The organism is Wenyingzhuangia sp. (genome assembly GCF_039768515.1).
Taxonomy (GTDB): Bacteria; Bacteroidota; Bacteroidia; order Flavobacteriales; family Flavobacteriaceae; genus Wenyingzhuangia.
This window is the reverse complement of sequence record NZ_JBDNAI010000086.1, coordinates 16,011-40,251: the sequence shown is the minus strand read 5'-3', so window position 1 is coordinate 40,251 and position 24,241 is coordinate 16,011. Positions and strand designations below refer to the sequence as shown.

The following is a 24,241-nucleotide window of genomic DNA, read 5'->3' as shown; positions in this document are numbered from 1 at the left end:
TTAGACAATACAGACGAGAAGTATGTGATTTCAAGTGTTCCACAGGTAAGTGATGATTTGAGCCTCAACCTTGGCGTGAGCTTAGAGAGCGAGAAAGAAGTTACTTTTACTTTAGATGCAACGACATCATTTTCTAAGGATCTTTATTTGTTAGATAAACAAACCAACCAGATCACAAATCTTCGAGAAGGGGATCATACCACATCGGTATCTAGTGGAGATCACATGGATAGGTTTAGTTTGGTGTTCAAGTCAACTGAAAACCTAAAGATAGAGGGAGTAGCAGAAAAAGGTCATGTCGAAATATATCATCATGATGATCACCTAAACATCTCTTCTGAAACGGCAACTATAAAAAAAGTCAATCTTTATGATATTAATGGGAGAGAGGTATTGGATTACGATGTATCTGAACTCACCAAAAGTGTGCGTTTGTCTTTAGCCAAAATGTCCCAATCTTTAATGATTATAAAAGTGAATACAAGTGAAGGAATATTTACTAAAAAACTTTTTTTAGAGTAACTTTGTAGTGCCTTTAAAAAAAAGTAATGATTAAACGTTTCCTGTATTTTTTGGCCGTCTTGGTGATTATAGATATCTATTTACTCAACGGCTACAAGAATTTTAATTTAAATTCCTCCTTTAAAATAGCGTTTAAGTGGTTTTACTATGCTAGTCTTTTGGTTAGTTATAGTTGTTTCGCACTGATTATTATAAAGTTTGACGATAGACCCACCCAATCAACTCTTTGGATGAACTTATGGTTTGGGTATACTTTTGCCTTTCTGGTCCTCAAAATGGTCTTATTTTTGGGTGTGGTTTTAGATGATTTGATTAGGGGGATTGAATACTTGAGTAAAGCAGTTTGGAACCTTATGTCACAGCCCAGTACCAAAGTTGCTTATCCTGACCGAAGAAAATTCATTGGTCAGCTAGGGTTGGGACTCGCTAGTGTTCCATTTTTAGGGATGTTGTATGGAATCACAAAAGGGAAATACAATTACAAGTTAAAATCGGTTTCATTGGATTTTAGCAATTTACCTAGAGTTTTTGATGGCCTAAAGATTGTTCATATATCAGACATACATTCGGGTAGTTTTGATGATATCGAAGCAGTCGCCCAAGGCGTAAACATGATTAAGGAACAAGAAGCAGATTTGGTTTTGTTTACAGGGGATCTGGTAAATAATGATGCAGAAGAAATTGTTCCCTACAAAGAACTCTTTGGGGGGGTTCAAGCACCATTAGGTGTTTTTTCAACATTAGGCAATCATGATTACGGTACCCATAAACGATGGAAAAGTAAGGAGGACAAATACAACAATTTATCAGATTTAAAAGCCCACCAGAAAGAGATGGGATTTGATTTGCTAAACAACAGAACGCATACCATAGTTAAAGAGGGACAAGCGTTAGACATTGTAGGAGTTGAAAACTGGGGAAAACCACCATTTCCTCAACTGGGAGATTTAGATAAAGCACTTGAAGGAACAAATCCAAACCATTTTAAGATCTTATTATCTCACGATCCCACACACTGGGATGAAAAGGTTATACCAAATGCTCAAAAGATAGATTTAACGTTATCAGGTCATACCCACGGTATGCAATTTGGTGTTGAGATACCAGGTTTTAAATGGAGTCCATCAAAATACATATATAAGCGTTGGGCAGGTTTGTACCAGAACAAAGAACAATTCTTATATGTCAACAGAGGTTTTGGCTTTTTAGGGTTCCCAGGTCGAGTAGGGATTTGGCCCGAAATAACAGTAATTACTTTGAATAGAAAAGGATAGCAAATGGATGCTTTTAACCACGCAATCAATCATTGGTTTGACCAGTCTAAACTCGCCCTGAAAAATCTTCCGCCTCTAAAAGAAGAGCTATCAAAAAGACAAAAATTGGTACAGGTCTCGGAATACAATGCTACTTTTTCAATCAATATGGTAAATGTTTGTGGTACCTATGCTATCGTAGGAGGCAACCCTGACACAAAGGATAGTTATTACACGGGTACTTTGCAAATAGAATTGTTGAACAATCAAATTGTAGCGACTTGGTTGATTGATGGGAGTCAACCTCAAAATGGTTATGGTTTTGTATTTAACAATACGCTAGTTCTTCAGTTTAAATATCACGCCAATGCGGATTTGTTTCACGGTATTGTTGCTTACGAATTTTTGACACCTGAAATAGTAAACGGTAAATGGACAGAAGAAATGGCATTTGAAAGTGCTTTTGAAATGGGACGAAAACTTCCTTCTAGTGAATTAGATCTCGCAAATCCAGAACCTTTTTTTAGTGCGAATTGATACAGGCCGCTGATCGTGAGCTTGATGTGTTTATTGTATTGGTTTTAAACCCTTAAGAATAAACAACGGTAAATACTTGTATTTAACTTCTTTTAACTATTTTTGCGCTTTAAATTTAAAGCACACCATGCAAGAAATAAGAAACATAGCTATTATAGCGCACGTTGACCACGGTAAAACTACTTTGGTAGATAAGATTATTGACCAAGCTAAAGTTCTAGACGAACGAAAAGAGCGTACAGATTTATTATTGGATAATAATGATTTGGAACGTGAAAGAGGAATCACAATTCTTTCAAAAAATGTTTCTGTTCAGTACAAAGGAACAAAAATCAACGTAATTGACACCCCTGGTCACGCCGATTTTGGAGGTGAAGTGGAGCGTGTATTAAAGATGGCTGATGGTGTTTTATTGTTAGTAGATGCTTTTGAAGGGCCGATGCCTCAAACTCGTTTTGTTTTGGGAAAAGCCATTGAATTAGGGTTGACACCTATAGTAGTTGTCAACAAAGTAGACAAAGAAAACTGTACTCCTGATATCGTTCATGAAAAAGTATTTGATTTGATGTTTGCCTTAGAAGCAACTGAAGAACAGTTAGATTTTGCTACAATTTATGGTTCAGCAAAGAACAATTGGATGAGTACTGATTGGAAAAACCAAACAGATAATATTGTTCCCTTATTGGATGCAGTGCTAGAATCTATTCCACCTTCACCTTACAATGAAGGTACCCCACAAATGCAAATTACTTCTTTAGATTTTTCTTCATTTACAGGAAGAATAGCAATTGGACGTATTTTCCGAGGAGATTTGCAAATAGGGAAGGATTATATGTTGTGTAAATCTGATGGTACCACCAAGAAAGTACGAATCAAAGAACTACACGTATTTGAAGGTATGGGTAAAGTTCAAGTAGATGCTGTACGTTGTGGTGATATTTGTGCCATTACAGGAATTGATGGATTTGAAATTGGTGACACCATTGCAGATTTAGAAAACCCAGAAGCCTTACCAAGAACTGAAATAGACCAACCTACAATGAGTATGTTATTTACCATTAACAATTCACCGTTTTTTGGTAAAGAAGGTAAATTTGTAACGTCTCGCCACTTGCGTGATCGCTTGTTCAAGGAACTAGAGAAGAACTTAGCTTTAAAAGTTGAGACCACAGATTCAGAAGATAAGTTTAATGTTTTTGGTCGTGGTGTATTGCACTTATCAGTTTTAATAGAAACAATGAGACGTGAAGGTTACGAATTACAAGTAGGTAGGCCTCAAGTAATCTTTAAAGAGATTGAAGGTCAAAAATGTGAACCTTATGAAACATTGTCTATTGATGTTCCTGAAGAAGTAGCTTCTAAGGCTGTGAATTTGGTAACCCTTCGTAAGGGAGACTTAATGGTTATGGAGCCTAAAGGTGATTTACAACACTTAGAATTTACAATCCCTTCTAGAGGTTTGATTGGTTTAAGAAATAAAATATTGACGGCTACTTCAGGTCAAGCAATCGTAAATCATCGATTTGCAGAGTATGGACCTTATAAAGGTGACTTTACAGAGGAAGTCAAAGGAGCAATCGTTTCTGCTGCAGCTGGTAAAGCAACAGCGTATGCGTTAGACAGATTACAAGATAGGGGTAAATTCTTTATTGATCCTAACGATGAAATATATGTAGGTCAAGTTATTGGGGAAAATAATAAATCAGATGAAATGTCTGTAAACCTCATCAAAGGAAAGCAATTGACAAATATGCGTAAGTCTGGTACTGATGAAGCGATGAAAATTTTTCCTAAAGTAAACTTTTCTTTAGAAGAGTGTATGGAATATATCAAAGCGGATGAGTATTTAGAAATTACTCCAGAAAGTCTAAGGATGAGAAAAATTACGTTTAAGGCTTAATTTCGCTCAGTACGATAAAAAAACGCTTTCAACTTGTTGAAAGCGTTTTTTTATACATTTGTTTTCTAATTTTATATTATGAACTACTTGTTCTTTATTTTCTTTTTTACTCAATTGTGTCTATCTCAAGATATTCACATGGACAAAAAAATTGATATTCCCCACAAGGTTAGTGAGGTTTCAGGTATTGTTTTTTTTAAAGGGAAACAAGAATTGATCACTTTTAATGATTCTGGAGGAAAACCTGAATTGTACATCTTAAGCGCAAAGACTGGAAGGTTAAAAAGAACTATAAAAGTTAAAAATGCAAAAAACATAGACTGGGAATCGATCACAGCAGATGATAAATTTATTTATGTTGGTGATACAGGAAATAACTATGGTAATAGAAAAAACTTAGTCATTTATAAGATATCAAAAAAAGAAATTGCTAAAAAAAATGTGGTCAAGGCTAAAAAAATTCACTTTGCTTATGAAGATCAAAGATCATTTGTCACAAAAATTCACTTGACGAATTACGATTGTGAAGCCATAACCGTTCATAAAAAAGAGATTTATCTATTTACCAAGAACTGGGAAAATCATCAAACCAATATTTATAGATTGCCCCTAACAAAAGGGAAACATATCGCTCATAAAGTTCACCAAATAGATATAGGTTGTTTGCTAACGTCTATGTCGTATTGCTCTGGTAATGATACTTTTATGGGTACTGCCTATGACAAAGATTACAAATCTTACTTGATTAAAATCAATCACTTCAATTCTAGAAATCAAAAAGTAGTAAAATATGATCTATACAAATCTATAGGATTTGCAAATCAAGTTGAAGGCCTTGCTTGGAAGACCAATAGCACCTTATATATCAGTAGAGAAGCTAGTGAAGTAAAATTAAGAGGTAAAAAACACAAACGCAATCAAAAATTAATACAAATTAGTCTTAGAGATTAATGTATTTTTGTAATATAAATTTATTAGTGTGTCTGCATTTACAAAGCTCATAAAAGATCAAAAAAAACAAGCCTCTAAAAAAAAGAACCGTTTTAATTTAGAAGCCAATACGAATGCAAACAGAGTTGGTTTGTATTGTGCTTGTGGATCAAAAAAATCATACAAGCTTTGCTGTTCACGCATACATAAAAACATTTATTTAGCCACAAGTCCTTTGGCGTTGATGAAATCTAGATATGTTGCATTTGTGATGGGAGATATAGATTTTTTGATGTTGAGCCATCATTCTTCAACTCGACCTGATCAAGAAAAAGATGAAATTTTGCGTTGGACTCAAAGCATAAACTGGTCGAATTTAGAAATTACAGAAGTAGTACCGGTTCATCAACAAGAAGGTTTTGTTAGTTTTAAAGCAAGTTATACTGACAAAGATGTTCCTCATGTGATTTATGAAAAATCACGATTTGTGATTGAAAATAACCATTGGACTTATATAGATGGTATTCACTTCTAAACAACAAAATGATGGCAAAAGCAGGAAGCGATAAAAACACGAAAAACAAATCTAAGCACCAAAAGCTTTTAGAAAGAAAAAAAAATAAAATCAAACAAAAAGAAGAAGCTCATAAGGAGCGACTAAAGATTTTAAAGGCACAAATAAATGCTACAAAATAAAAAATGAAGATTTGGTTTGTAAAGACTGTTTTGTACAAGCAGGTCCATTTCAAAAATTAATATTTTAAGTTTTCAAAAATACCTGCAGCACCTTGGCCCGTTCCAACACACATGGTTACCATTCCATACTTGCTGTTTCTTCTTCTCATTTCATTCATCAATTGCACTGTAAGTTTTGTTCCTGTACATCCTAATGGATGTCCTAAAGAGATGGCTCCTCCATTGACATTAATTTTTTCAGGATTTAAATCAAGTTCATTGATAACAGCTATCGTTTGTGAGGCGAATGCTTCATTCAGTTCAATCAAGTCAATATCATTCTTGTTCAACCCCGTATTTTTTAGCAGTTTGGGTATGGCCAATGCTGGTCCTATCCCCATAATTTTTGGGTCTACACCTACGGTAGCAAACGATACAGGTCTTGCGATAGGTTCGAGATTTAACTCCTTGACCATCGATTCACTCATAACCAATACAAAAGCAGCTCCGTCACTCATTTGTGAGGCATTACCAGCGGTGACAGATCCACGATTGGCAAATACAGGCTTTAATTTGGCTAGCGCTTCTAATGAAGTATCTTTTCTGGGTCCTTCATCTTTATTTACTGTATAATTACGATTTTGCATCTTCCCATCTGTATCAACATAAATTTCCTCAATATCAATGGGAGCAATCTCTTCATCAAATAGATTTTTTGCTTGGGCACTTAAGGCTTTTTGATGGGAATTATTCGCATATTCATCTTGTTTTTCTCTTGAGATGTCAAATGTATTGGCAACAGCTTCTGCCGTCAATCCCATTCCCCAATAATAATCTTCATTACCTGCTTTGGTTTCTCTGTAGTTAGGAGATGGTTTATAGCCACCCATGGGTATATATGACATGCTCTCAACACCTCCTGCAATAATACAATCAGCCATACCAGCTTGTATTTTAGCAGAGGCTATAGATATCGATTCTAACCCAGAAGCACAATATCTATTGACAGTCATTCCAGGGACATCATTGATATTTAACCCCATTAAAGAGATCAAGCGACCAATATTCAAACCTTGTTCAGCTTCCGGCATAGCATTGCCTACAATCACATCATCGATGCGAGTTTTGTCAAGTTCAGGAGTTTTCTTTAATAAATATTGTATGGTTTCGGCAGCCAATTCATCAGGTCTTTTGAACCTAAAAACACCTTTAGTTGCTTTTCCTGTTGCAGTTCTATATCCTTTTACGATGTATGCTGTTTTCATGTTTTGAAATTTTTATCGATTTTTCTTAGGCGTTTCGTATTGATTTACTTTTTTCATCGCATATGAAAGGAGTATTAATTTCGAAGGGGTTTTCCGAATTTAAGCATGTATTGAATCCTTTCTAAAGTTTTCTTTTCTCCTAGGAGAGACAAAAAAGCTTCCCGCTCTAAATTTAAAAAGTATTGTTCTGACACCCACGAAGGTTCTGATAAATTTCCACCTGCCATGACATATCCGAGTTTGTTTGCAATAATTTTATCATGTTTAGTAGCATAGTTTCCTGCGAACATACTATCTGCCCCCACTTGAAACATTCCTAACACGTCTTGACCTAATGCTTTTATCTTTTGAGGAGTAGGAGCGATATAACCATCCTCTAACATTTGTAATGCATAATTTTTTGCAGTTGCGATTTGTTGATAGTCATTTACGGTTACCAAATCTTTATGAGGTTGGTGATACCCCAAATCATAGGCTTCGTGTGCAGAAGAACTTACTTTAGCTAGAGCAATATTTGTAAAAACAGCGCTCATTCTGTTGAGTTTTACATCATCTTTTAGAACCAAATCTGAAACTCTTTTTGTCATTTCTTTGGTACCTCCACCTCCAGGAATAAGCCCTACTCCAAATTCCACAAGACCAGTATAGGTCTCTGCACTAGCAATGATCTTGTCAGCGTGTAGGCTCAATTCACACCCTCCTCCTAAGGTCAAACCTCTTGGTGTGATTAGTGTAGGGCAAGAGGAATACCTCATTCTCATTACTGTATTTTGAAAATAGGTTACGGCATCATTGAGTTTATCGTATTCTTTTTCAGTTGCTAGTAAAAATACGGAGGCTAAATTTGCTCCAACAGAAAAATTAGTAGATTGATTTCCTAAGATAAGAGCATCATATTCAGTTTCTGCCAAATCAATTCCTTTGTTTATGGCTTGTAAAACACCACTACCCAAAGTGTTCATTTTGGAATGGAATTCAACATTTAAAACTCCATTGCCCAAATGTTGAATCGAAGCTTCTTCGTTGGACCATACTGTTTTTGTTTTTTTGATGTTTTCCAAAATGATAAAACGTGCTTGTCCTGGAATTTCTATTTTTGTTTTAGAAAGAACATCATAAACTATTTTTTTTCCTTCTGTAACATCATAAAACTTAAAGTGACCCCGATTTTTAAATTCCTCAATCCATTTTGGGTAGGTATATCCTTCAGAAGTTATTAGAGATAGTCCTTGTTCAAATCCAAGGGCATCCCAAATTTCAAACGGTCCATGTTGCCATCCAAAACCTGCTTTCATGGCCTCATCAATTTTGTATAGATCATCAGAGATTTCAGGAATTCTATTCGCTACGTAAGCAAATAAAGCGGCAAATGATTTTCTAAAAAAATGACCGATTTTCCCTTTGTCTTGAATTAGTATTTCAAATCTATCTGCGATACAATCCATATGATTTAATTTCGATAGTAAACCGGGATTGTTTTTTTTTGTGGGCTTATATTCGAGGGTGTTTAGATCTAAAGATAAAATATTGAGGGTTCCATCAGGATTTCTTTTTTTTTGATAGAAACCCTTTCCCGTTTTATGCCCATACCATCCTTGATGAATCATATCTTGAATAAAGTTTGGAACTTTAAAATAGTGATGGGCTTCGTCTTCTTTGCAGTTGTCATAAAGTCCATTGGCAACGTGAAGTAAAGTATCTAGGCCAACCACATCAACTGTTCTAAAAGTTGCAGACTTTGGTCTTCCTATTAGTGTTCCTGTGAGTTGATCCACTTCTTCAATTGATAAATTGAGTTCTTTGACAATATGAAACATATGCATGATTCCAAATATTCCTATTCTATTACCAATGAATCCAGGTGTATCTTTAGCTAAGATTGATGTTTTTCCAAGAAACTTAGAACCAAAGTTGACCAAAAAATCAACGACTTCTTTTTTACAATCTGGCCCTGGAACTATCTCCAAAAGTTTTAAATATCTAGGAGGGTTGAAAAAATGTGTCACAGCGAAATGTTCTCTAAAATCCAAGGAACGGTCTTTGTTCATAAACTGAATTGGAATTCCAGAGGTATTACTCGTGATTGGTGTGCCAGGTTTTCTGAATTTCTCTATTTGATCAAATACTTTTTGTTTGATTTCCAATCGCTCAACAACCACCTCAATAATCCAATCAACATTTTGAATCTTTTCAATATCGAACGACAAGCTACCCGTTGTGATTCTAGAGGAAAAGTTCGATTTATAAAGAGGTGTTGGCTTTGTTTTTATTGCTTTTTGCAAGTTGTTGTTCACAATTCTATTTCTAATAGAAGTGTGGTTTAATTTTTTTCCTTCAGATTTTTCTGAAGGAGTCAGTTCTTTGGGGGAAATATCCAAAAGTAAAACTTGAACACCAATATTTGCAAAGTGGCAAGCAATCCTAGATCCCATAATTCCAGCCCCTATTACTGCTATTTTATTGATGTGCTTTTTCATGTTACATTTTGTTAATTGAGCGCGAGATAACTCTAAATAAATAAAATTTTATTTATTCTTCTACTTTCATGCTTGTTATTCAAATATATTAAAAAACGATGTAAGCTGAATGAAAATGAAATAAATGAAATGATAATTTTTTTTTAAATTAAGCAATTGTCAATACAGTTTATGAAATAAAAAACAATATGAGGGTTGTGGTTTTAATATTAACCTTCATTAAGAAAATTAATATTAAAGAATATATAATACCTTTGATTACCATAAAAAAACTAAAAGTTTATGTCTGAAACTATTTTAAAAATTCAAGAAGTCTCTAAATCTTATGGTTTAAAATTGGCACTGAAAAATGTTTCTATAAATATTAAAAAAGGGTCTATATATGGTTTGATTGGTCAAAATGGAGCTGGAAAAACTTCTTTATTGAGAATATTAAACCAAATCATTGAAGCTGACCAAGGAAAAATACTATTTAAAGGTCTTAACATGACTTCCAAAAGTGTCAAAGAAATAGGTTATTTACCAGAAGAAAGAGGGTTGTACAAAAATATGACGATTGAGGAACAGGCCTTGTATTTTGCTCAACTGAAAGGGATGACAAAATCAAAAGCTTTGAAACAATTAAATTATTGGTTAGATCGGTTTGAAATATTAGAATGGAAAAAGAAAAAAACACAAAGCCTTTCAAAAGGAATGGCTCAGAAAGTTCAATTTATGATTGCCGTTATTCATCAACCTGACTTATTGATTTTAGACGAACCTTTTAGTGGTTTTGACCCTATTAACGCAAACTTAATTGCGAAGGAGATAAAAAATTTAGCTCAAGAGGGTACCACTATCATATTTTCGTCTCACAGAATGGAATCTGTAGCTGAAATGTGTAATGATATATGTTTGCTTCACCATGGAAAAATAATATTGGAGGGAAGTGTTGAAGCGCTACAAAAGCAGCATGCTAAAAAAAATTATGAAGCCACTCTTTCTAATATATCTGAGGTTGAATGGGAATCTTTTTTATCCAATCCTTCATACAAAACACAATGGATTCAGACAAAAAACAAAGAAATGAGTTTAACAACAGAAGAAACTTCTAATGGTGCGGATAAACTTTTAGAAGATTTGTTAAAAGTAGGACAAGTAGTTTCATTCACACAGCATTTACCAAGTTTACAAGATATTTTTATCAAAACAATTGAAAATGAATAAATTAATTCTAATGATTAAAAGAGAATTCATCACTAAGGTAAGAAGTAGCGCTTACTTGGTTTTGATTTTTTTAAGTCCTCTTCTTGTGATTGGTACGTTTGCTGCTGTTTTTTACTTTAGCAGTCAAGAAAAAATTGATGATGATCAGAAGGTATCTGTTCTCGTAGTTACATCTCCTGAAATCATTTTAGAGTTACAAAAAAAACTTCCTAATCTTTATTTGGATATTGAGAGTTCTATGTCATTTGAAGCTGCTAAATTATTGATGTATGAACAAAATCATAACGGTTTGTTATATACAAACCCATCTCTTTCTGTAATGAAAATCTGTTACGATGACAATATCCCTTTGGCTGTTATTGAAAATATCTGTCAGAAGTCTCACATAGTTCAACAATTAAAACAAAATGGAGTAGATTCAAAAACAATAAAATTAGCTTCAGCAAGTGTCCCAATTCATGCTCTCAAAAAAGAGAATCCAGAGGCAACCATAGAAAAATGGGGTAAAGGGTTGATCGCTGTGGGATCAGGGTATTTGGTTATGATGTTTGTGATTGTTTATGGAAATGCAGTGATGCGAAGTACCATTGAAGAAAAAAACAGTCGTGTCGTTGAAATTATAGTTGGAACAGTTAAGCCATTTCAATTGATGTTGGCAAAGATTATTGGGAATGCTTTGGCAGGAATCTTACAATTTATAATATGGTTGGTCTTAATTTTGGTTGGTCTCACTTTCTTAGAATTATGTTTTCCAAATGTTGGAGAAAAAACAATATTAGCAGATCAAATCTTCAGGTACCTTTGGCAAATAAATTACATTGAAATCTTTGTAAGTTTTATTTTGTTTTTTTTGAGTGGTTATTTTTTGTACAGTGCTTTTTATGCTACAATTGGTGCGGCAGTAAGTAGTGAAACAGATACCCAACAATTTGTTCATCCAATATTATTACCCTTAATGTTTGCTGTTTATATTGGTGTTTTTTCTGTTGTCAATGGAGATCCAAATGGAGAAACCGCCACACTTTTTTCAATGATACCATTTACTTCACCTATCGTAATGTTGATGCGAATTCCTTATGGTGTTCCTATCTGGCAAATAATTTTGTCCTTGGCATTATTATTGGTTAGTTTTATCACAACAGTTTTTATTGCAGGTAAAATTTACAGCATAGGAATTTTAACGTATGGAAATAAACCAAGCATCAGACAACTCGTGAAATGGATGTTTCAATAATAATAAGGATACAATAGAGATGAGTAAAATACTACTGATAGAAGATGAGGCAGCCATTAGACGTGTGCTAAGTCGAATTATTGCAGATGAAAATAGCAGTTATTATGTTGAAGAAGCCGAAGATGGAATCAAAGGCTTGGAAAAAGTTAAAGAAAAAGATTTTGATTTGATTCTTTGTGATATCAAAATGCCTAAAATGGATGGGGTAGAAGTGCTGCAGAGCATCAAAGCCATGAAGCCAGAGGTTCCTGTGATTATGATATCTGGACATGGAGATTTAGACACTGCTGTTCAGACCATGCGATTGGGTGCTTATGATTATATTTCTAAGCCCCCAGACTTGAACAGGCTTTTGACTACCGTACGTAATGCTTTAGATCAGAAACAGCTGATTGTAGAGAACAAGCAATTGAAGAAAAAAGTGAGCAAGAAATATGAAATGATAGGAGAGAGTGAGCCTATTCTCCAAATCATCAACATGATTGACAAAGTAGCTCCTACTGATGCTCGAGTCCTGATTACTGGCCCTAATGGAACAGGAAAAGAATTGGTAGCACACCGATTGCATAATTTAAGTCAACGTTCTAATGCCCCGATGATCGAGGTGAATTGTGCTGCTATACCATCTGAACTCATAGAAAGTGAGTTGTTTGGTCATGTAAAAGGTTCTTTTACAGGAGCCAATAAAGATAGGTCAGGAAAGTTTGAAGCGGCGCATGGAGGTACTATTTTTTTAGATGAAATAGGAGATATGAGTTTATCTGCTCAAGCTAAAGTTTTGAGAGCGCTACAAGAAAATAAAATAAGTAGAGTAGGGTCTGATAAAGATATAAAGGTTAACGTAAGGGTGTTAGCAGCGACAAATAAAGATTTACGAAAAGAAATTGAAGAGGGAAGGTTTAGAGAAGATTTATATCATAGATTGGCCGTTATTTTAATACATGTACCTTCCTTAAATGATCGTAGAGACGATATTCCAGTTTTGATCAAACACTTTGCCCGTTTGATTGCAAAGGAGCAGGGTGTCGCATTAAAAACCTTTTCAGACGATGCAATTGCAAGACTACAAGGTTACAACTGGACAGGAAATATTCGAGAATTGAGAAATGTTATAGAGCGTCTCTTGATATTGGGGGGTCATGAGATTGACGAATCGGATGTAACACTTTTTGCAAGTAAATAATCAAATAAATATACATGGTAAATCATCAAATAAAAGATGTTAAAATTGGTGTTGGCGTAGGGGTGATTAAATTTGGAATGATTAAAACTGAAGTATTAAATATTTTAGGTTTGCCTACAGAAAAAGACATAGAGAAAGATTTTGAAACAGGGGATGCTGTAGAAACTTGGGATTACGAAAATTATGGCGTAGCTTTTTCTTTTGATGAAGAAGAAAGTTGGCGATTAGAAACCATTACCATAAACTCAAGTAATTTTGAAATCAATGGAGTAGGCCTAATTGGCTATGGGATTCAAGAAGTTCAAGATTTTATTGAAGAACATGCTTTGGGTTCCATGGCATTCGAAGATTATTCATCTACAGATCATCCCAATCATGAATTGATTGATGTAGATCAATCTAATATGTTCTTTTGGTTTACTGATGAAGTACTCACCGAAATTCAATTTGGTGTGCAATGGGATGAAGATGATAATGCTTTATGGCCTGAATGAATGAATTCCATTTGCTATTTGGCATCCAAACAGCAAATGGACAATTAAAGTTACTTTTAATAGACAACTTATCTTTTAATTATTTTGTTTTTTACAACCAATCCTTTGTTGTTTTTAATCCTGTAGTAGTAAACACCTTGGCTTAAGTTGCTTATGTCCACTTGTATTTCATTAGAACTCCATTGATATTGCCTTACTACTTGACCTAAAGGATTAAAGATTGTGAATTCTAAAGATTCTGCATCAAAATTATCTATTTGAATGTTTAGTTTGCCACGAGTAGGGTTTGGGTAAACTAATATTTGCTTGTCAGCAATAGAAGTATTCTGATTTGAAAGGGTATGTGAACTTGCAATCCAATTGCTAGCCAAGCTATTGTCAGCATTTAAGTTCTGAAGTTCTAAGTAAGCTCCTAATCCATCAGCTGAATCTGGCCAAGGGGACTCATCTTTATAGGTAACTTCATCAATGGTATTACCAAAAGCATCACTTAGAATAATTTGATAGGAGTTGTTGCTTAGACTTCGAGTGAACTCATCGAAAGGTGTTTTTTCGTAATAACTTTCAAATGCTTCTAAATTGTTACATAAATATATTTTCTGATTTGCCTCTATAGAATTATTTTCAGGAAATTGATAGGAGATTCCAGGTTTTCTAATGTAGTAACCCGTTAAATCTACCCTCTGATCCGAATGGTTTGTAATTTCAATAAACTCTAGATCTTTACTTGAAAAATTAAAATCTTCTAGAGGGTGATAATTAATTTTACTGATGACCAAATTAGGTACAACCACATCGATACAATTGTCCATCGCACTGATGTTCGTGTTGATCCAATTGATACGTTGAAGAATCCAGTTTTTCATGTTTTCAATGTTCTCGTGCTGTTCAGATACAGTTCCCCATCTCTCTTGTTCTCTGTCTTTTGCCTCGCTCACCAAAGCGGCGTATTCATCAATATGATTGACAATAGTATTGTAGTTTAGAATTTGATTTTCAGCAGTTAGTTCGAACCACCGTTTTGCTAGATAGCATTGAAATGTTTCATCTTCAAATAAGTCTTTCCAAAATTTAGCTCCTTGATTACCGACACTGAATTGCCACGTGTCAAAGTGACTCCTATCAAATCCCCAATCAAACAAATCGTTTCCGTACGTAAGATTGTAATCCCAAACGGGTCCAGCTCTTAACTTACCATTCTTGTCTTTGTGAAAGTAAGTGCTAAACTGATATGCATCTGGATTGGAAGATATTTCAGCCATTATCATAAAATCTACAAAACTAGGAATGTCAATAATTGAAGGATATCCATTTGTAATCGATGGGTTTGCAGGATTTGTCTGGGAAGCCAAGTCGTTGAAGACATTCTCAATGTAAATCGCTTGCTCGTTTGTGATTTCGTCTGCACTTGGTTTGTGATGTAGAAAATCTGTTTCCCAACCCCCATAATTAGGCATTCGCCAAGCAACATCACCACTTCCTGTGATCTTATCCGCTTTGACAATATATCCTCCTGTGATTTCAGGATATTCATTGTCTTCTTCAGATATTTTCTTAACATCAACCCGATCAGAATCAATTTTAATTTTCTCTGTCAACAGATAGACTCCTTTGTAGTCTTCATTGACAATAACTTCAACGTATTTTACTCTTGGTGCGTAATTCCCCATCTTACTGGCAAGAGAATAAGATAGATAATCACGTATCATCGAGGGGTCAAAGGGTAAAGAATTAAGTATCCAATCATTTTCAGAAGGCATGCCCAGTAATTTAACATTGTTGTTAGCAATACCATCTTCTTTAAGTGTTGAAAATCCGTAGGGTTTTTTTTCTAAGGCTTGAGAACTACTTCCTCTAAATTCGATTCCAATATGACCATTGTAATTTAATGCTTCTTCATTGTCAAGGTCAGATAAATAATTTCTATTTCCATCATCATTGTATATAAGTTTCATGGTTCCTGGAACTTTTGGATCATCTTGTATTCCATGATCTGTTTTAATGACCATAATAGGTAAATTACTATCTGTCAAAGTTCTTTGCTGAGGAGTAGGTTCTTTCCAAAAATATAAGTTGTCTAAATATAAAGTATTGTTTCCTTCAGTTTTAAATTGAAAAGCTGCGCTTAGATCTCTACCAGCATCAGCGAAAAAACGGAGTGGTATATCTATGCTTACCCATTCTCCATTGGTTATTCCATCTATAGTCGCTATGTCATAAGCATTTTCACCACCTGCGATCAGAAAAAACTGAAACTCACTAGCATCAGCAGTATAATAATCTAAATGCACATATTCCATAGAAGAAACATCTGTTGTCTGGTAATCAATACCTTGATAATTAAGGTTTTCATACTTCATGGCCTTATTTCCAGCAATATCTATTTCTGTCATTATGGTAGCTTGCGACCAATTCGGATTTGTGTTTGTTGCAATTGAAGGATATTGATCACTATACACAGCGATTACATTTTCAGACAAATGGCTTGGTGTGGGTGCTGCTATGTTAGGGTTAGATGATTGCGAAAGTCCAAACATCGAGTACAATAGCGTGATTAATAAAGGGGTGTTTTTAATCATCTTGTGTTTTTTTAGTATAGGGTTTATTTACTAAAAGTATTAAATATAAGTTACAATTAAAAAATATTTAAATAAATCAAAATAAAAACATTGATTTTAAAAGCAGAGTATTTTGAAGAAAGAGGGTTTGTTACGATTTGATGGGGGTACCTATTTCAATCAGAAAACCATTATTATCTTTAACATAACCAACTTGTTGTCCCCAGGGTTTAAGACGAATGGGTGCATATTCTATAGCCCCATTTTTAATGGCGTTTTCAAAATCCTTTTCTATGTGGTCACTTGTAAATGTTATTGATATTCCAAAGGGTTTGTTTAGATGCTGGCTGACTTGGAATCCTTTTTTTAAATTATCATTTCCCAATTCTATGGTAGCAAACGCAATTGTTGTTTCTCCTGTAATGAGTTCCCCATAATCGTTTTCAGGGGTAATAAATTTACGCACAAATCCAAAAGCTTTCTCATAAAATATGATGGTTTCAGTAACATTTTTTACATAAAGGATTGTGTATCCATATTTCATCTTGTCATTTTAAATTATTATATCTACTTGCTCTATATGATGTTCTTTTTAAGCTTCAATGCCTTATTCCTTCCCGTTATCATCGTAAACGTATTCATTTGTATAGTTTCGTAGTTTACAAAAGTAAAATAAATTACTCAATCTCTATTTCGATACTGTTAGATTCAGCGAGACCTACACCTCCTTTGTATTGTATCGTGTAAATTCCCTTTTTATTCATCTTATATCCTTCTAAGATGTTTATTTTACCGGATATTGATTCCTTGTAATTTAAGGTAATATAGTCTTTTTTTGTGGGTGCAATCCTTTTAACCATGATTCCAACATAAGGTAGCGCTTCATTGTTTAGTTGAACTCTAAAACAGTTCGTTGACAAACCGTTTTCAATGGGAGTTCCCCAGGGTAGAAAAGAGATTGAAGTGTTTTTTTTGTTAGTTGCTTTCATTGAAATTTCAATAGGTTCACCAATCAGATGTTTATCTGCTGCGGAGATCTCAGTTTCGATATAATGATTGATTGCTATGCTTTCTTCCAGAATTTCGTTTTTGTTGTTATGGCACGCACTGATGATAATCAACCCTAATATTGATGTCACTTTGGAAGTTATTTTCATTATTTAGAGAGTAATAATATCTTATTCCAAATACTTTCATTGATAAAAATACCATCTTTTAAGTTTTTAGCCCTAGCCTGAGCGCTTCGTTCACCAGGATAATAGATTTTATCATTTTTTTTCATGGGTTCAACGTCATGAGTAAAATCAATTATTTCATCAATCAATTTTTGTTGTAGTCCTTGATCATTAAACACTTCAGGGTATACACAAATGTATACTTGAGAGATTTCTGTCTCAATATCTTTTGAACTAATTTTACTGGTTGAGTTTCCTCCTGACAAGAGGGTAGCAAGCATATCTAATACCATGGAAAGAGCTGAACCTTTCCAATACCCAACGGGTAACGCACGTTCTTTAGATAAAATTTTCTTAGGATCGTTTGAAAGATTATCGTTTTCATCCCAACCTCCAGGGTAGGGTAATTTTTCTTCTCTTAACCTGTAGTCATTAATTTTTCCAAATGAGAACTGAGACATTGCCATATCTAATACGACATTCCCTTTTTCTCTTGGTATTGATACAACAAATGGATTGTTTCCGATCCTACTTTCTTTACCTCCCCAAGGTGGCATGTTGGGTTTCGTATTTGTGAATAGTATCGATACGCAATTGGCGTTGGCAGCTTGTTTACCATAAGTTCCTCCTCTCATCCAATGGTTTGTGTTGCGCAATGCGACCATCCCCATCCCATGCTTCTTCGCTAATTCAACAGCTCTGTTGGTACATTTTGTTGCGTTTACAATCCCAGGACCCTGATTTCCGTCCCAGCGTTCTATGCTTCCAAATGAAGCTATTTTCTCTGCTTCAGCATTAATTTTAATGACTCCTTTTTCAATATGTTCAATAAATAGAGGAACTCGATTGATTCCATGTGAACTTACTCCGTCAAGGGTGCTTTCTGTAAAGACACTAGCCATTAATTTGGCTTTTTCGTTGGTGAATTTATATTTTATAAAAAGGTCATAGAGAACTTTTTCTATATCTTCTTGTGAAATATTCATAGATCTTATTTTTTAAATATTGCTATTTGCTTGGTGAATAGATGTTACAGAATACTCATGTTTCTTCGAATTGTAAACATCAAACTCAAAAACTAAAAATAATCAAAAACTTTGAGTTATTCACATCTACTGTTTTCATAATGATTAGAGTTGCTAATATGTTGAATAGGTGTGGGAGTCCAGCTATAAATTTACTTTATAACAAATAGTTGATTTTATAATTTTGAGATCGTTACAAATGACGACTTGTTATTTTGTGGTGTTTGTGATTACTATAAAATAGGAGTACCTTCTAGAGTAAAGAAAACGTAAAGAATTGTTCAATATCCTTTATGTTTTGAATTCCCAATATCCAACATACTTCAGAAAGATCGGAGAAATCTAATCCGCCATTTGAAATAGCCTTATTGTTGTAGCGACCTTTTTTTCCGTTGTATTTTTTTGATAAATCTGTAGCAAGTTGCCAGATATTAACCAAGTCAGGAGTTCTTATTTTGTTTTTCCAATAGGAATAAGTAGGGTCACGAAATCCAGGAGTACCATTACCTATTTTATTTCCATCGGGAATTTTCTTGTAGTCAGCGTATTTTTGTACAAATTTGAGATTCTCAGTGGACGTATGTGTTTCATTCCAATCACTATGTTGCACAACATGTATGTGTTTTGAAACCTTCATTTTTGGTAAATTTATTTGGATGGCTTTTATCAGTTCAGCAGTAAAATCAGATTGACCTGCTTCTGCAATCCAAAGATCTCCTTCGTTTTGAAGTGTTTTCAAAACAATATTTTTAACTTTTTCAACTGCATAATTAAAGTTTTTGTGGGCATCTGTCCAGTTGTTACCAAATGAGAGCTGGAACAAATCGTTGGGAGGAACATATAAACCTTTCTGGTTACCGTATGTACCTGTAACTGCATGATATTGTACTTTGGAAAATTTTGAATTTGACATCAATGTAACCAAGGCAGCCACAGTATGAAGGTCATCTACATCTGTTTTACAATCAAATTGTACCAATAATAAATCTTTTTCTATGTTGAAATCTGCTTCTTGTGCAGTCTTAAGAGGGATTGCATAGCTTTTAATGCTCATGAAAAATGGCGCTATTCCAAGGATGAGTAATATTTTATGTCTCATATAGTTTTTCTATTTCTTTTATAGGCGTTCATCAAAAAATAAATGATTGGAGTAGATACTAGAACTATTGATAGCGGCAGGAATAAGGTTCCAAGCCCTTTTATGTTTCCGTTTACACTTTCAATAGTTAGAATAACGATTGCTCTGAAAATCAATACAATAACCAATTTTAAAACCCTTAACATTCGAGTTGCATTCATGTATTGATACAAAGCATTTTCTTTTGTTATTTCACAATGATAATTAAACACTTGAGGAAATTTATTGAGGATTGTTAATCCAACAAATAATAGGGTTGAAATCACTGGTAATGCGAATATATTTGTTTTGTCTCCTAATTTATCGATTGATCCAAGAGCGTTGTAGTGTATTGGGATTATTTTCGGTAATTCATAAAAATGAATCCATGTAAAACACCATATCCCTATCACAGAAATCCAACCAAATATTTCAATGATCTTATCTATGGGTGATAATTGTAGCATTATTTTTGGTTTTTCATACATGCTTTTTTTCTAAAAATTTTATTTGCATTGGTAAGTATAAGAAATACAATTCTTTTAGCGTGTCCTCAATGAGTTTATTTTGATGCCATTGGTCTAAGAGATGAATATACCAATACTAGCTAGTTTTACGTTGTTTAGTGTCTTTTAGAATCGTTTCATAACCTTAAAACATAGGATAAACGACTGTTAGCAGAATGTCAAATAAAGAGATGTGATTTTTTTTGGCATACCAAACTTTTGATTCTATTGAACATTCGGATTCTCAACTATTTGTTCATGTACATTTCTATTCATTTTAACACCATGCATAACGTTATTGACGATTAAAAAAAATAAAACCTCCAATCTTATATAAAAGACTGAAGGTTTTTATTCGTATTTGTAATGGGAGCAATTTTTATTATTTGCTCAACCATTCTTTCGCATTCACAAAAGCCTCTAACCACGGAGAAACTTCGTCGTTTCTATCTTTAGGATAGTTGGCCCAATTCCATTGGAAAATGGAACGTTCTATGTGAGGCATCATAACTAAGTGACGACCATCTTTTGAACTCATCATTGCTGTATTATAAGAAGATCCATTTGGATTGGAAGGATAGCCCTCATATCCATACTTAGCCACTACGCTATACTGTTCTTCTGAATAGGGTAAATTGAACTTTCCTTCTCCATGAGATATCCAAACTCCTAATGTACTTCCTGCTAAAGAGTTTAACATCACAGAGTTGTTTTCTTGAATGGCAACTGAAGTAAATCCTGATTCGTGTTTGTGAGAATCGTTGTGTTCCATGACAGGCTTTTCAACATGCTCTGGGTTGATCAATCCAAGTTCAATAAGAAGCTGACAACCATTACAGATTCCTAGAGATAAGGTATCTTTACGAGCGTAGAAGTTGTCTAAAGCTGCTTTTGCTTTCGGATTGTATAAAAAAGCTCCTGCCCATCCTTTGGCAGACCCTAATACGTCTGAGTTAGAAAATCCCCCCACTGCAGCTAAAAAATTTACTTCTTCCAGCGTTTCACGACCAGAAATCAAATCGGTCATATGAACGTCTTTTACATCAAATCCTGCTAGGTACAAGGCATTGGCCATTTCGCGTTCTGAATTCGATCCTTTTTCCCGTAAAACAGCAGCAATTGGTTTTTTATCAGCTGTTATTTTAGGCAATTTACCTGTAAATTGACTAGGGAAATTAAAATCTAAAACTTGTTTTTTATAATTGTCAAATCTTTCAGATGCTTTTTTATCACCTGATTGTTTTTTATCTAGAAGATAAGATGTCTTGTACCAAACATCACGTAACTCAACAATATTGAAGACTTCTTTATCATTATCATTTGTCAAAGTTACTACCTCAGTTTCGGTTGCTGTACCAATATTTGCAAATTTCACTCCTGTATCGGTTAGTATTTTTTCCACCTTTGAGGGATGTAAAGTTTGGATGATAACCCCTGAGTTTTCAGCAAATAATGCTTTAGAAGTATCCCTTTCTCCCAGAGCTGTGATATCAATATTTGCACCCAACTGTTCATCTGAAAAACACATTTCCAATAAGGTTGTAATCAATCCCCCTGCAGAAATATCATGTCCTGCAGAGATCAATCCTTTTTCAACTAAAGATTGTATCGTATTAAAAGCAGTTTTAAACTTTGTACTATCTTTAATGTCTGGAGATTCAGTTCCTATCTTATTTAAAGCTTGAGCGAAAGAAGATCCACCAAGTTTAAATGTGTCTGAAGAAAAATCTATATAATAAATTGCGTTCCCCTTTTGTTTAGAAAAAACAGGTTCTACTACTTTTTTAATATCTTTACAATGTCCCACACTAGAAATGATTACAGTTCCTGGTGCAATCACGTCTTTGTCCGGATACTTTTGTTTCATTGATAATGAATCTTTTCCAGTAGGAATATTAATACCCAAATCAATTGCAAAATCAGAAACCGCCTGGACGGCATTGTACAAACGAGCATCTTCTCCTTCATTCTTACAAGGCCACATCCAATTGGCCGAAAGAGAGACAGATGTGAGTTGGTCTTGTAAAGGAGCCCAAACCAAGTTCGTTAAACATTCAGCAATCGCGTTTCTGGAACCAGCGGCTTCATCTATCAAAGCAGCTATAGGGGCATGTCCAATAGAGGTAGCAATTCCTTCTTTCCCATTGTAGTCTAGAGCCATAACCGCTACGTCATTCAAAGGGAGTTGAAGAGGTCCTGCGCATTGTTGCTTGGCTACTTTACCCCCTACACAACGATCAACTTTGTTTGTCAACCAATCCTTACAAGCAACAGCTTCAAGCTGTAAAACTTTTTTCAGGTTTTGCTGTAGGTCGTTATGGTTGTATTTTATTTCCTCGTATTGACGTGACGTCGTCTTATCTTTCATGATTGTTTTTGGAGAAGATCCAAACATATCATTCAAATCTAAGTCCATTGGCGCTTCACCAGTGACTTTAGATCTAAAAGTGAAACGATTGTCGTTTGTCACCTCACCAACCGTGTACATTGGAGAACGTTCTCGTTCAGATACACGCTCTAGATAATTGATATCTTTTTGGTTGATCACCAATCCCATTCTCTCTTGAGATTCGTTTCCAATTGTTTCTTTTGCTGAAAGGGTAGGGTCACCAATTGGAAGTTTGTCCGTGTCAATTAATCCACCTGTTTCCTCTACCAATTCAGACAAGCAATTCATATGCCCACCTGCACCATGATCGTGTATTGAAACAATAGGGTTGATGTTGCTTTCTACCATACCACGTATGGCATTTGCAGCACGCTTTTGCATTTCTGGATTTGAGCGTTGCACCGCATTTAACTCAATTCCGGAGTCCATCGCACCAGTATCTGCTGAGGATACCGCAGCACCACCCATACCAATTCGGTAGTTGTCTCCACCTAGAATTACGATTTTATCTCCAGCTGCAGGTTCTGCTTTCAAAGCTTGCTCAGCTTTACCATACCCCACACCACCAGCTTGCATGATTACCTTATCGAAACCTAATGTTCTTAAGTCTACATCGGTTAGATTATTATCAAGTTCTTCGTGTTCAAAAGTTAGTAATGATCCAGAAATCAGAGGTTGACCAAATTTATTTCCAAAATCTGAAGCACCATTAGATGCTTTGATCAAGATATCCATTGGAGTTTGATACAACCACTTTCTTTCCTCTATGTTCTCCCAGGGTCTATTTTCTTCTAACCTTGAATAGGAAGTCATGTAAACTGCTGTGCCTGCTAATGGTAAAGATCCTTGACCACCTGCCAAACGATCTCTTATTTCTCCACCAGCTCCTGTTGCTGCACCATTAAAAGGTTCAACAGTTGTTGGGAAATTGTGAGTTTCTGCTTTTAATGAAATGACAGATTCGTATTCTTTGTTTTCATAAAAGTCTGGTTTATCAGAAGATTTAGGTGCAAACTGTATAGCTTTAGGTCCTTTGACAAAGGCTACATTATCTTTGTAGGCTGAAACAATTCCGTTTGGTGATGCACTAGAAGTTTTTCGGATCAATTTGAATAATGAAGTTTCTTTTTCTTCACCATCAATAACAAAAGTTCCATTGAATATCTTGTGTCTACAATGTTCTGAGTTGATTTGTGAAAATCCAAAAACTTCAGAGTCAGTCAACTTACGACCAATACGCTTCGACATCTCCTCTAAATATTCAATCTCTTCATCACTCAAAGACAACCCTTCTTGTACATCAAAATCCTTGATGTTTTCGATTTCAATAATCGGCTCTGGTTTCACATGAATGGTATAAGACTCTTGATTTAATCCCACATACATTTTTTGTAACATTGGATCAATCATGACTTTTTCTGAATCAACCTTTGTGAATTCTTCAATTCTTTCAATGCCAGCAATGCTCATGTTTTGAGTAATTTCTACGGCATTTGTGCTCCATGGCGAAATCATCTCTCTGCGTGGACCTATAAAAAAACCATCTAATGTTTTAGTATCTATCTGTGTTGCATTTCCGAATAACCATTCTAATTTCTTAATGTTTACTGCGGATTGAACAGAAGTCTGAACTGCGAAAAAAGTTGATTTTTTTTGAAAGAATAATATCATTACGAATGAAGTTTAATCATGTTTTATAAAAACACAAATTTAGATAAAATCAGTGAATTTTTGGGGAGTATTTTTTAAAGATTTATGAACAAAAAAGGGAATTGATAAGCAGTTGGATTATGAT

The 24,241-nt window shown here is 34.6% G+C and carries 20 protein-coding genes; 11 read left to right on the top strand and 9 right to left on the bottom strand.

The window, feature by feature from the left end; genetic code table 11:
* From ABF281_RS05530 to ABF281_RS05500, 7 genes are all read left to right on the top strand, one after another.
* Nucleotides 1–522 (top strand): T9SS type A sorting domain-containing protein (locus tag ABF281_RS05530; protein ID WP_347180690.1); only part of this gene is annotated, 522 nt, incomplete at its 5' end.
* A 26-nt stretch (nt 523–548) separates the two neighbouring features.
* Nucleotides 549–1,796 carry a metallophosphoesterase gene (locus ABF281_RS05525; RefSeq protein WP_347180689.1) on the top strand — a complete coding sequence of 416 codons (1,248 nt, stop codon included), beginning with the start codon at nt 549–551 and terminating at the stop codon, nt 1,794–1,796.
* Nucleotides 1,797–1,799: 3 nt separating this feature from the next.
* A complete protein-coding gene (locus tag ABF281_RS05520) occupies nt 1,800–2,312 on the top strand; it encodes a hypothetical protein (protein WP_347180688.1) in 513 nt (170 codons plus the stop codon).
* A gap of 127 nt (nt 2,313–2,439) precedes the next feature.
* On the top strand, nt 2,440–4,212 hold the full coding sequence (typA, locus tag ABF281_RS05515) for a translational GTPase TypA (protein ID WP_347180687.1): 1,773 nt from the start codon (nt 2,440–2,442) through the stop codon (nt 4,210–4,212).
* 138 nt (nt 4,213–4,350) lie between these two features.
* On the top strand, nt 4,351–5,163 hold the full coding sequence (locus tag ABF281_RS05510; RefSeq protein WP_347180686.1) for a hypothetical protein: 813 nt from the start codon (nt 4,351–4,353) through the stop codon (nt 5,161–5,163).
* A gap of 28 nt (nt 5,164–5,191) precedes the next feature.
* Nucleotides 5,192–5,677 (top strand): YchJ family metal-binding protein, encoded by a 486-nt coding sequence (locus tag ABF281_RS05505; protein WP_347180685.1) that lies wholly within the window; start codon nt 5,192–5,194, stop codon nt 5,675–5,677.
* A gap of 11 nt (nt 5,678–5,688) precedes the next feature.
* Complete coding sequence (locus ABF281_RS05500) at nt 5,689–5,838, top strand: hypothetical protein (protein WP_347180684.1); 150 nt, start codon at nt 5,689–5,691, stop codon at nt 5,836–5,838.
* Between the two features lie 56 nt (nt 5,839–5,894).
* On the opposite strand, the gene ABF281_RS05495 is transcribed toward ABF281_RS05500, so the two are convergent.
* Both ABF281_RS05495 and ABF281_RS05490 read right to left on the bottom strand, forming a co-directional pair.
* Nucleotides 5,895–7,082, bottom strand: a complete 1,188-nt coding sequence (locus ABF281_RS05495; protein ID WP_347180683.1) for an acetyl-CoA C-acyltransferase — start codon at nt 7,080–7,082, stop codon at nt 5,895–5,897.
* Nucleotides 7,083–7,156: 74 nt separating this feature from the next.
* Complete coding sequence (locus ABF281_RS05490; RefSeq protein WP_347180682.1) at nt 7,157–9,559, bottom strand: 3-hydroxyacyl-CoA dehydrogenase/enoyl-CoA hydratase family protein; 2,403 nt, start codon at nt 9,557–9,559, stop codon at nt 7,157–7,159.
* A gap of 282 nt (nt 9,560–9,841) precedes the next feature.
* Here ABF281_RS05490 and ABF281_RS05485 point away from each other — a divergent pair, with 282 nt between their 5' ends.
* Genes ABF281_RS05485 through ABF281_RS05470 form a run of 4 tightly spaced genes read left to right on the top strand, consistent with a single transcriptional unit; the run spans nt 9,842 to nt 13,676 of the window.
* A complete protein-coding gene (locus tag ABF281_RS05485; protein WP_347180681.1) occupies nt 9,842–10,765 on the top strand; it encodes an ATP-binding cassette domain-containing protein in 924 nt (307 codons plus the stop codon).
* Nucleotides 10,758–11,999, top strand: coding sequence for an ABC transporter permease (locus tag ABF281_RS05480; RefSeq protein ID WP_347180680.1), 1,242 nt, complete (start codon nt 10,758–10,760; stop codon nt 11,997–11,999). Before ABF281_RS05485 ends, ABF281_RS05480 begins: the two co-directional genes overlap by 8 nt.
* A gap of 19 nt (nt 12,000–12,018) precedes the next feature.
* A complete protein-coding gene (locus tag ABF281_RS05475) occupies nt 12,019–13,182 on the top strand; it encodes a sigma-54 dependent transcriptional regulator (RefSeq protein ID WP_347180679.1) in 1,164 nt (387 codons plus the stop codon).
* Nucleotides 13,183–13,196: 14 nt separating this feature from the next.
* Complete coding sequence (locus ABF281_RS05470) at nt 13,197–13,676, top strand: hypothetical protein (RefSeq protein ID WP_347180678.1); 480 nt, start codon at nt 13,197–13,199, stop codon at nt 13,674–13,676.
* Nucleotides 13,677–13,744: 68 nt separating this feature from the next.
* Here ABF281_RS05470 and ABF281_RS05465 read toward each other — a convergent pair whose 3' ends face one another.
* The 7 genes from ABF281_RS05465 to purL all read right to left on the bottom strand — a co-directional run bounded on the left by ABF281_RS05465 (nt 13,745) and on the right by purL (nt 24,117).
* Nucleotides 13,745–16,255 carry a CotH kinase family protein gene (locus ABF281_RS05465; protein WP_347180677.1) on the bottom strand — a complete coding sequence of 837 codons (2,511 nt, stop codon included), beginning with the start codon at nt 16,253–16,255 and terminating at the stop codon, nt 13,745–13,747.
* A gap of 130 nt (nt 16,256–16,385) precedes the next feature.
* Entirely contained in the window at nt 16,386–16,778 is a 393-nt protein-coding gene (locus ABF281_RS05460) for a VOC family protein (protein ID WP_347180676.1), read from the bottom strand.
* Between the two features lie 133 nt (nt 16,779–16,911).
* Nucleotides 16,912–17,391 carry a hypothetical protein gene (locus tag ABF281_RS05455; RefSeq protein WP_347180675.1) on the bottom strand — a complete coding sequence of 160 codons (480 nt, stop codon included), beginning with the start codon at nt 17,389–17,391 and terminating at the stop codon, nt 16,912–16,914.
* Nucleotides 17,391–18,395: a 3-dehydro-L-gulonate 2-dehydrogenase gene (gene yiaK, locus ABF281_RS05450; protein WP_347180674.1), complete on the bottom strand. Its 1,005-nt coding sequence runs from the start codon at nt 18,393–18,395 to the stop codon at nt 17,391–17,393. The genes ABF281_RS05455 and yiaK overlap by 1 nt, the downstream gene beginning before the upstream one ends.
* Nucleotides 18,396–18,687: 292 nt before the next feature.
* Nucleotides 18,688–19,533 carry a hypothetical protein gene (locus ABF281_RS05445; protein ID WP_347180673.1) on the bottom strand — a complete coding sequence of 282 codons (846 nt, stop codon included), beginning with the start codon at nt 19,531–19,533 and terminating at the stop codon, nt 18,688–18,690.
* Nucleotides 19,530–20,018 carry a DUF1648 domain-containing protein gene (locus ABF281_RS05440; RefSeq protein WP_347180672.1) on the bottom strand — a complete coding sequence of 163 codons (489 nt, stop codon included), beginning with the start codon at nt 20,016–20,018 and terminating at the stop codon, nt 19,530–19,532. Before ABF281_RS05440 ends, ABF281_RS05445 begins: the two co-directional genes overlap by 4 nt.
* Before the next feature lie 421 nt (nt 20,019–20,439).
* A complete protein-coding gene (gene purL / locus ABF281_RS05435) occupies nt 20,440–24,117 on the bottom strand; it encodes a phosphoribosylformylglycinamidine synthase (RefSeq protein ID WP_347180671.1) in 3,678 nt (1,225 codons plus the stop codon).
* Nucleotides 24,118–24,241 lie beyond the last annotated feature (124 nt).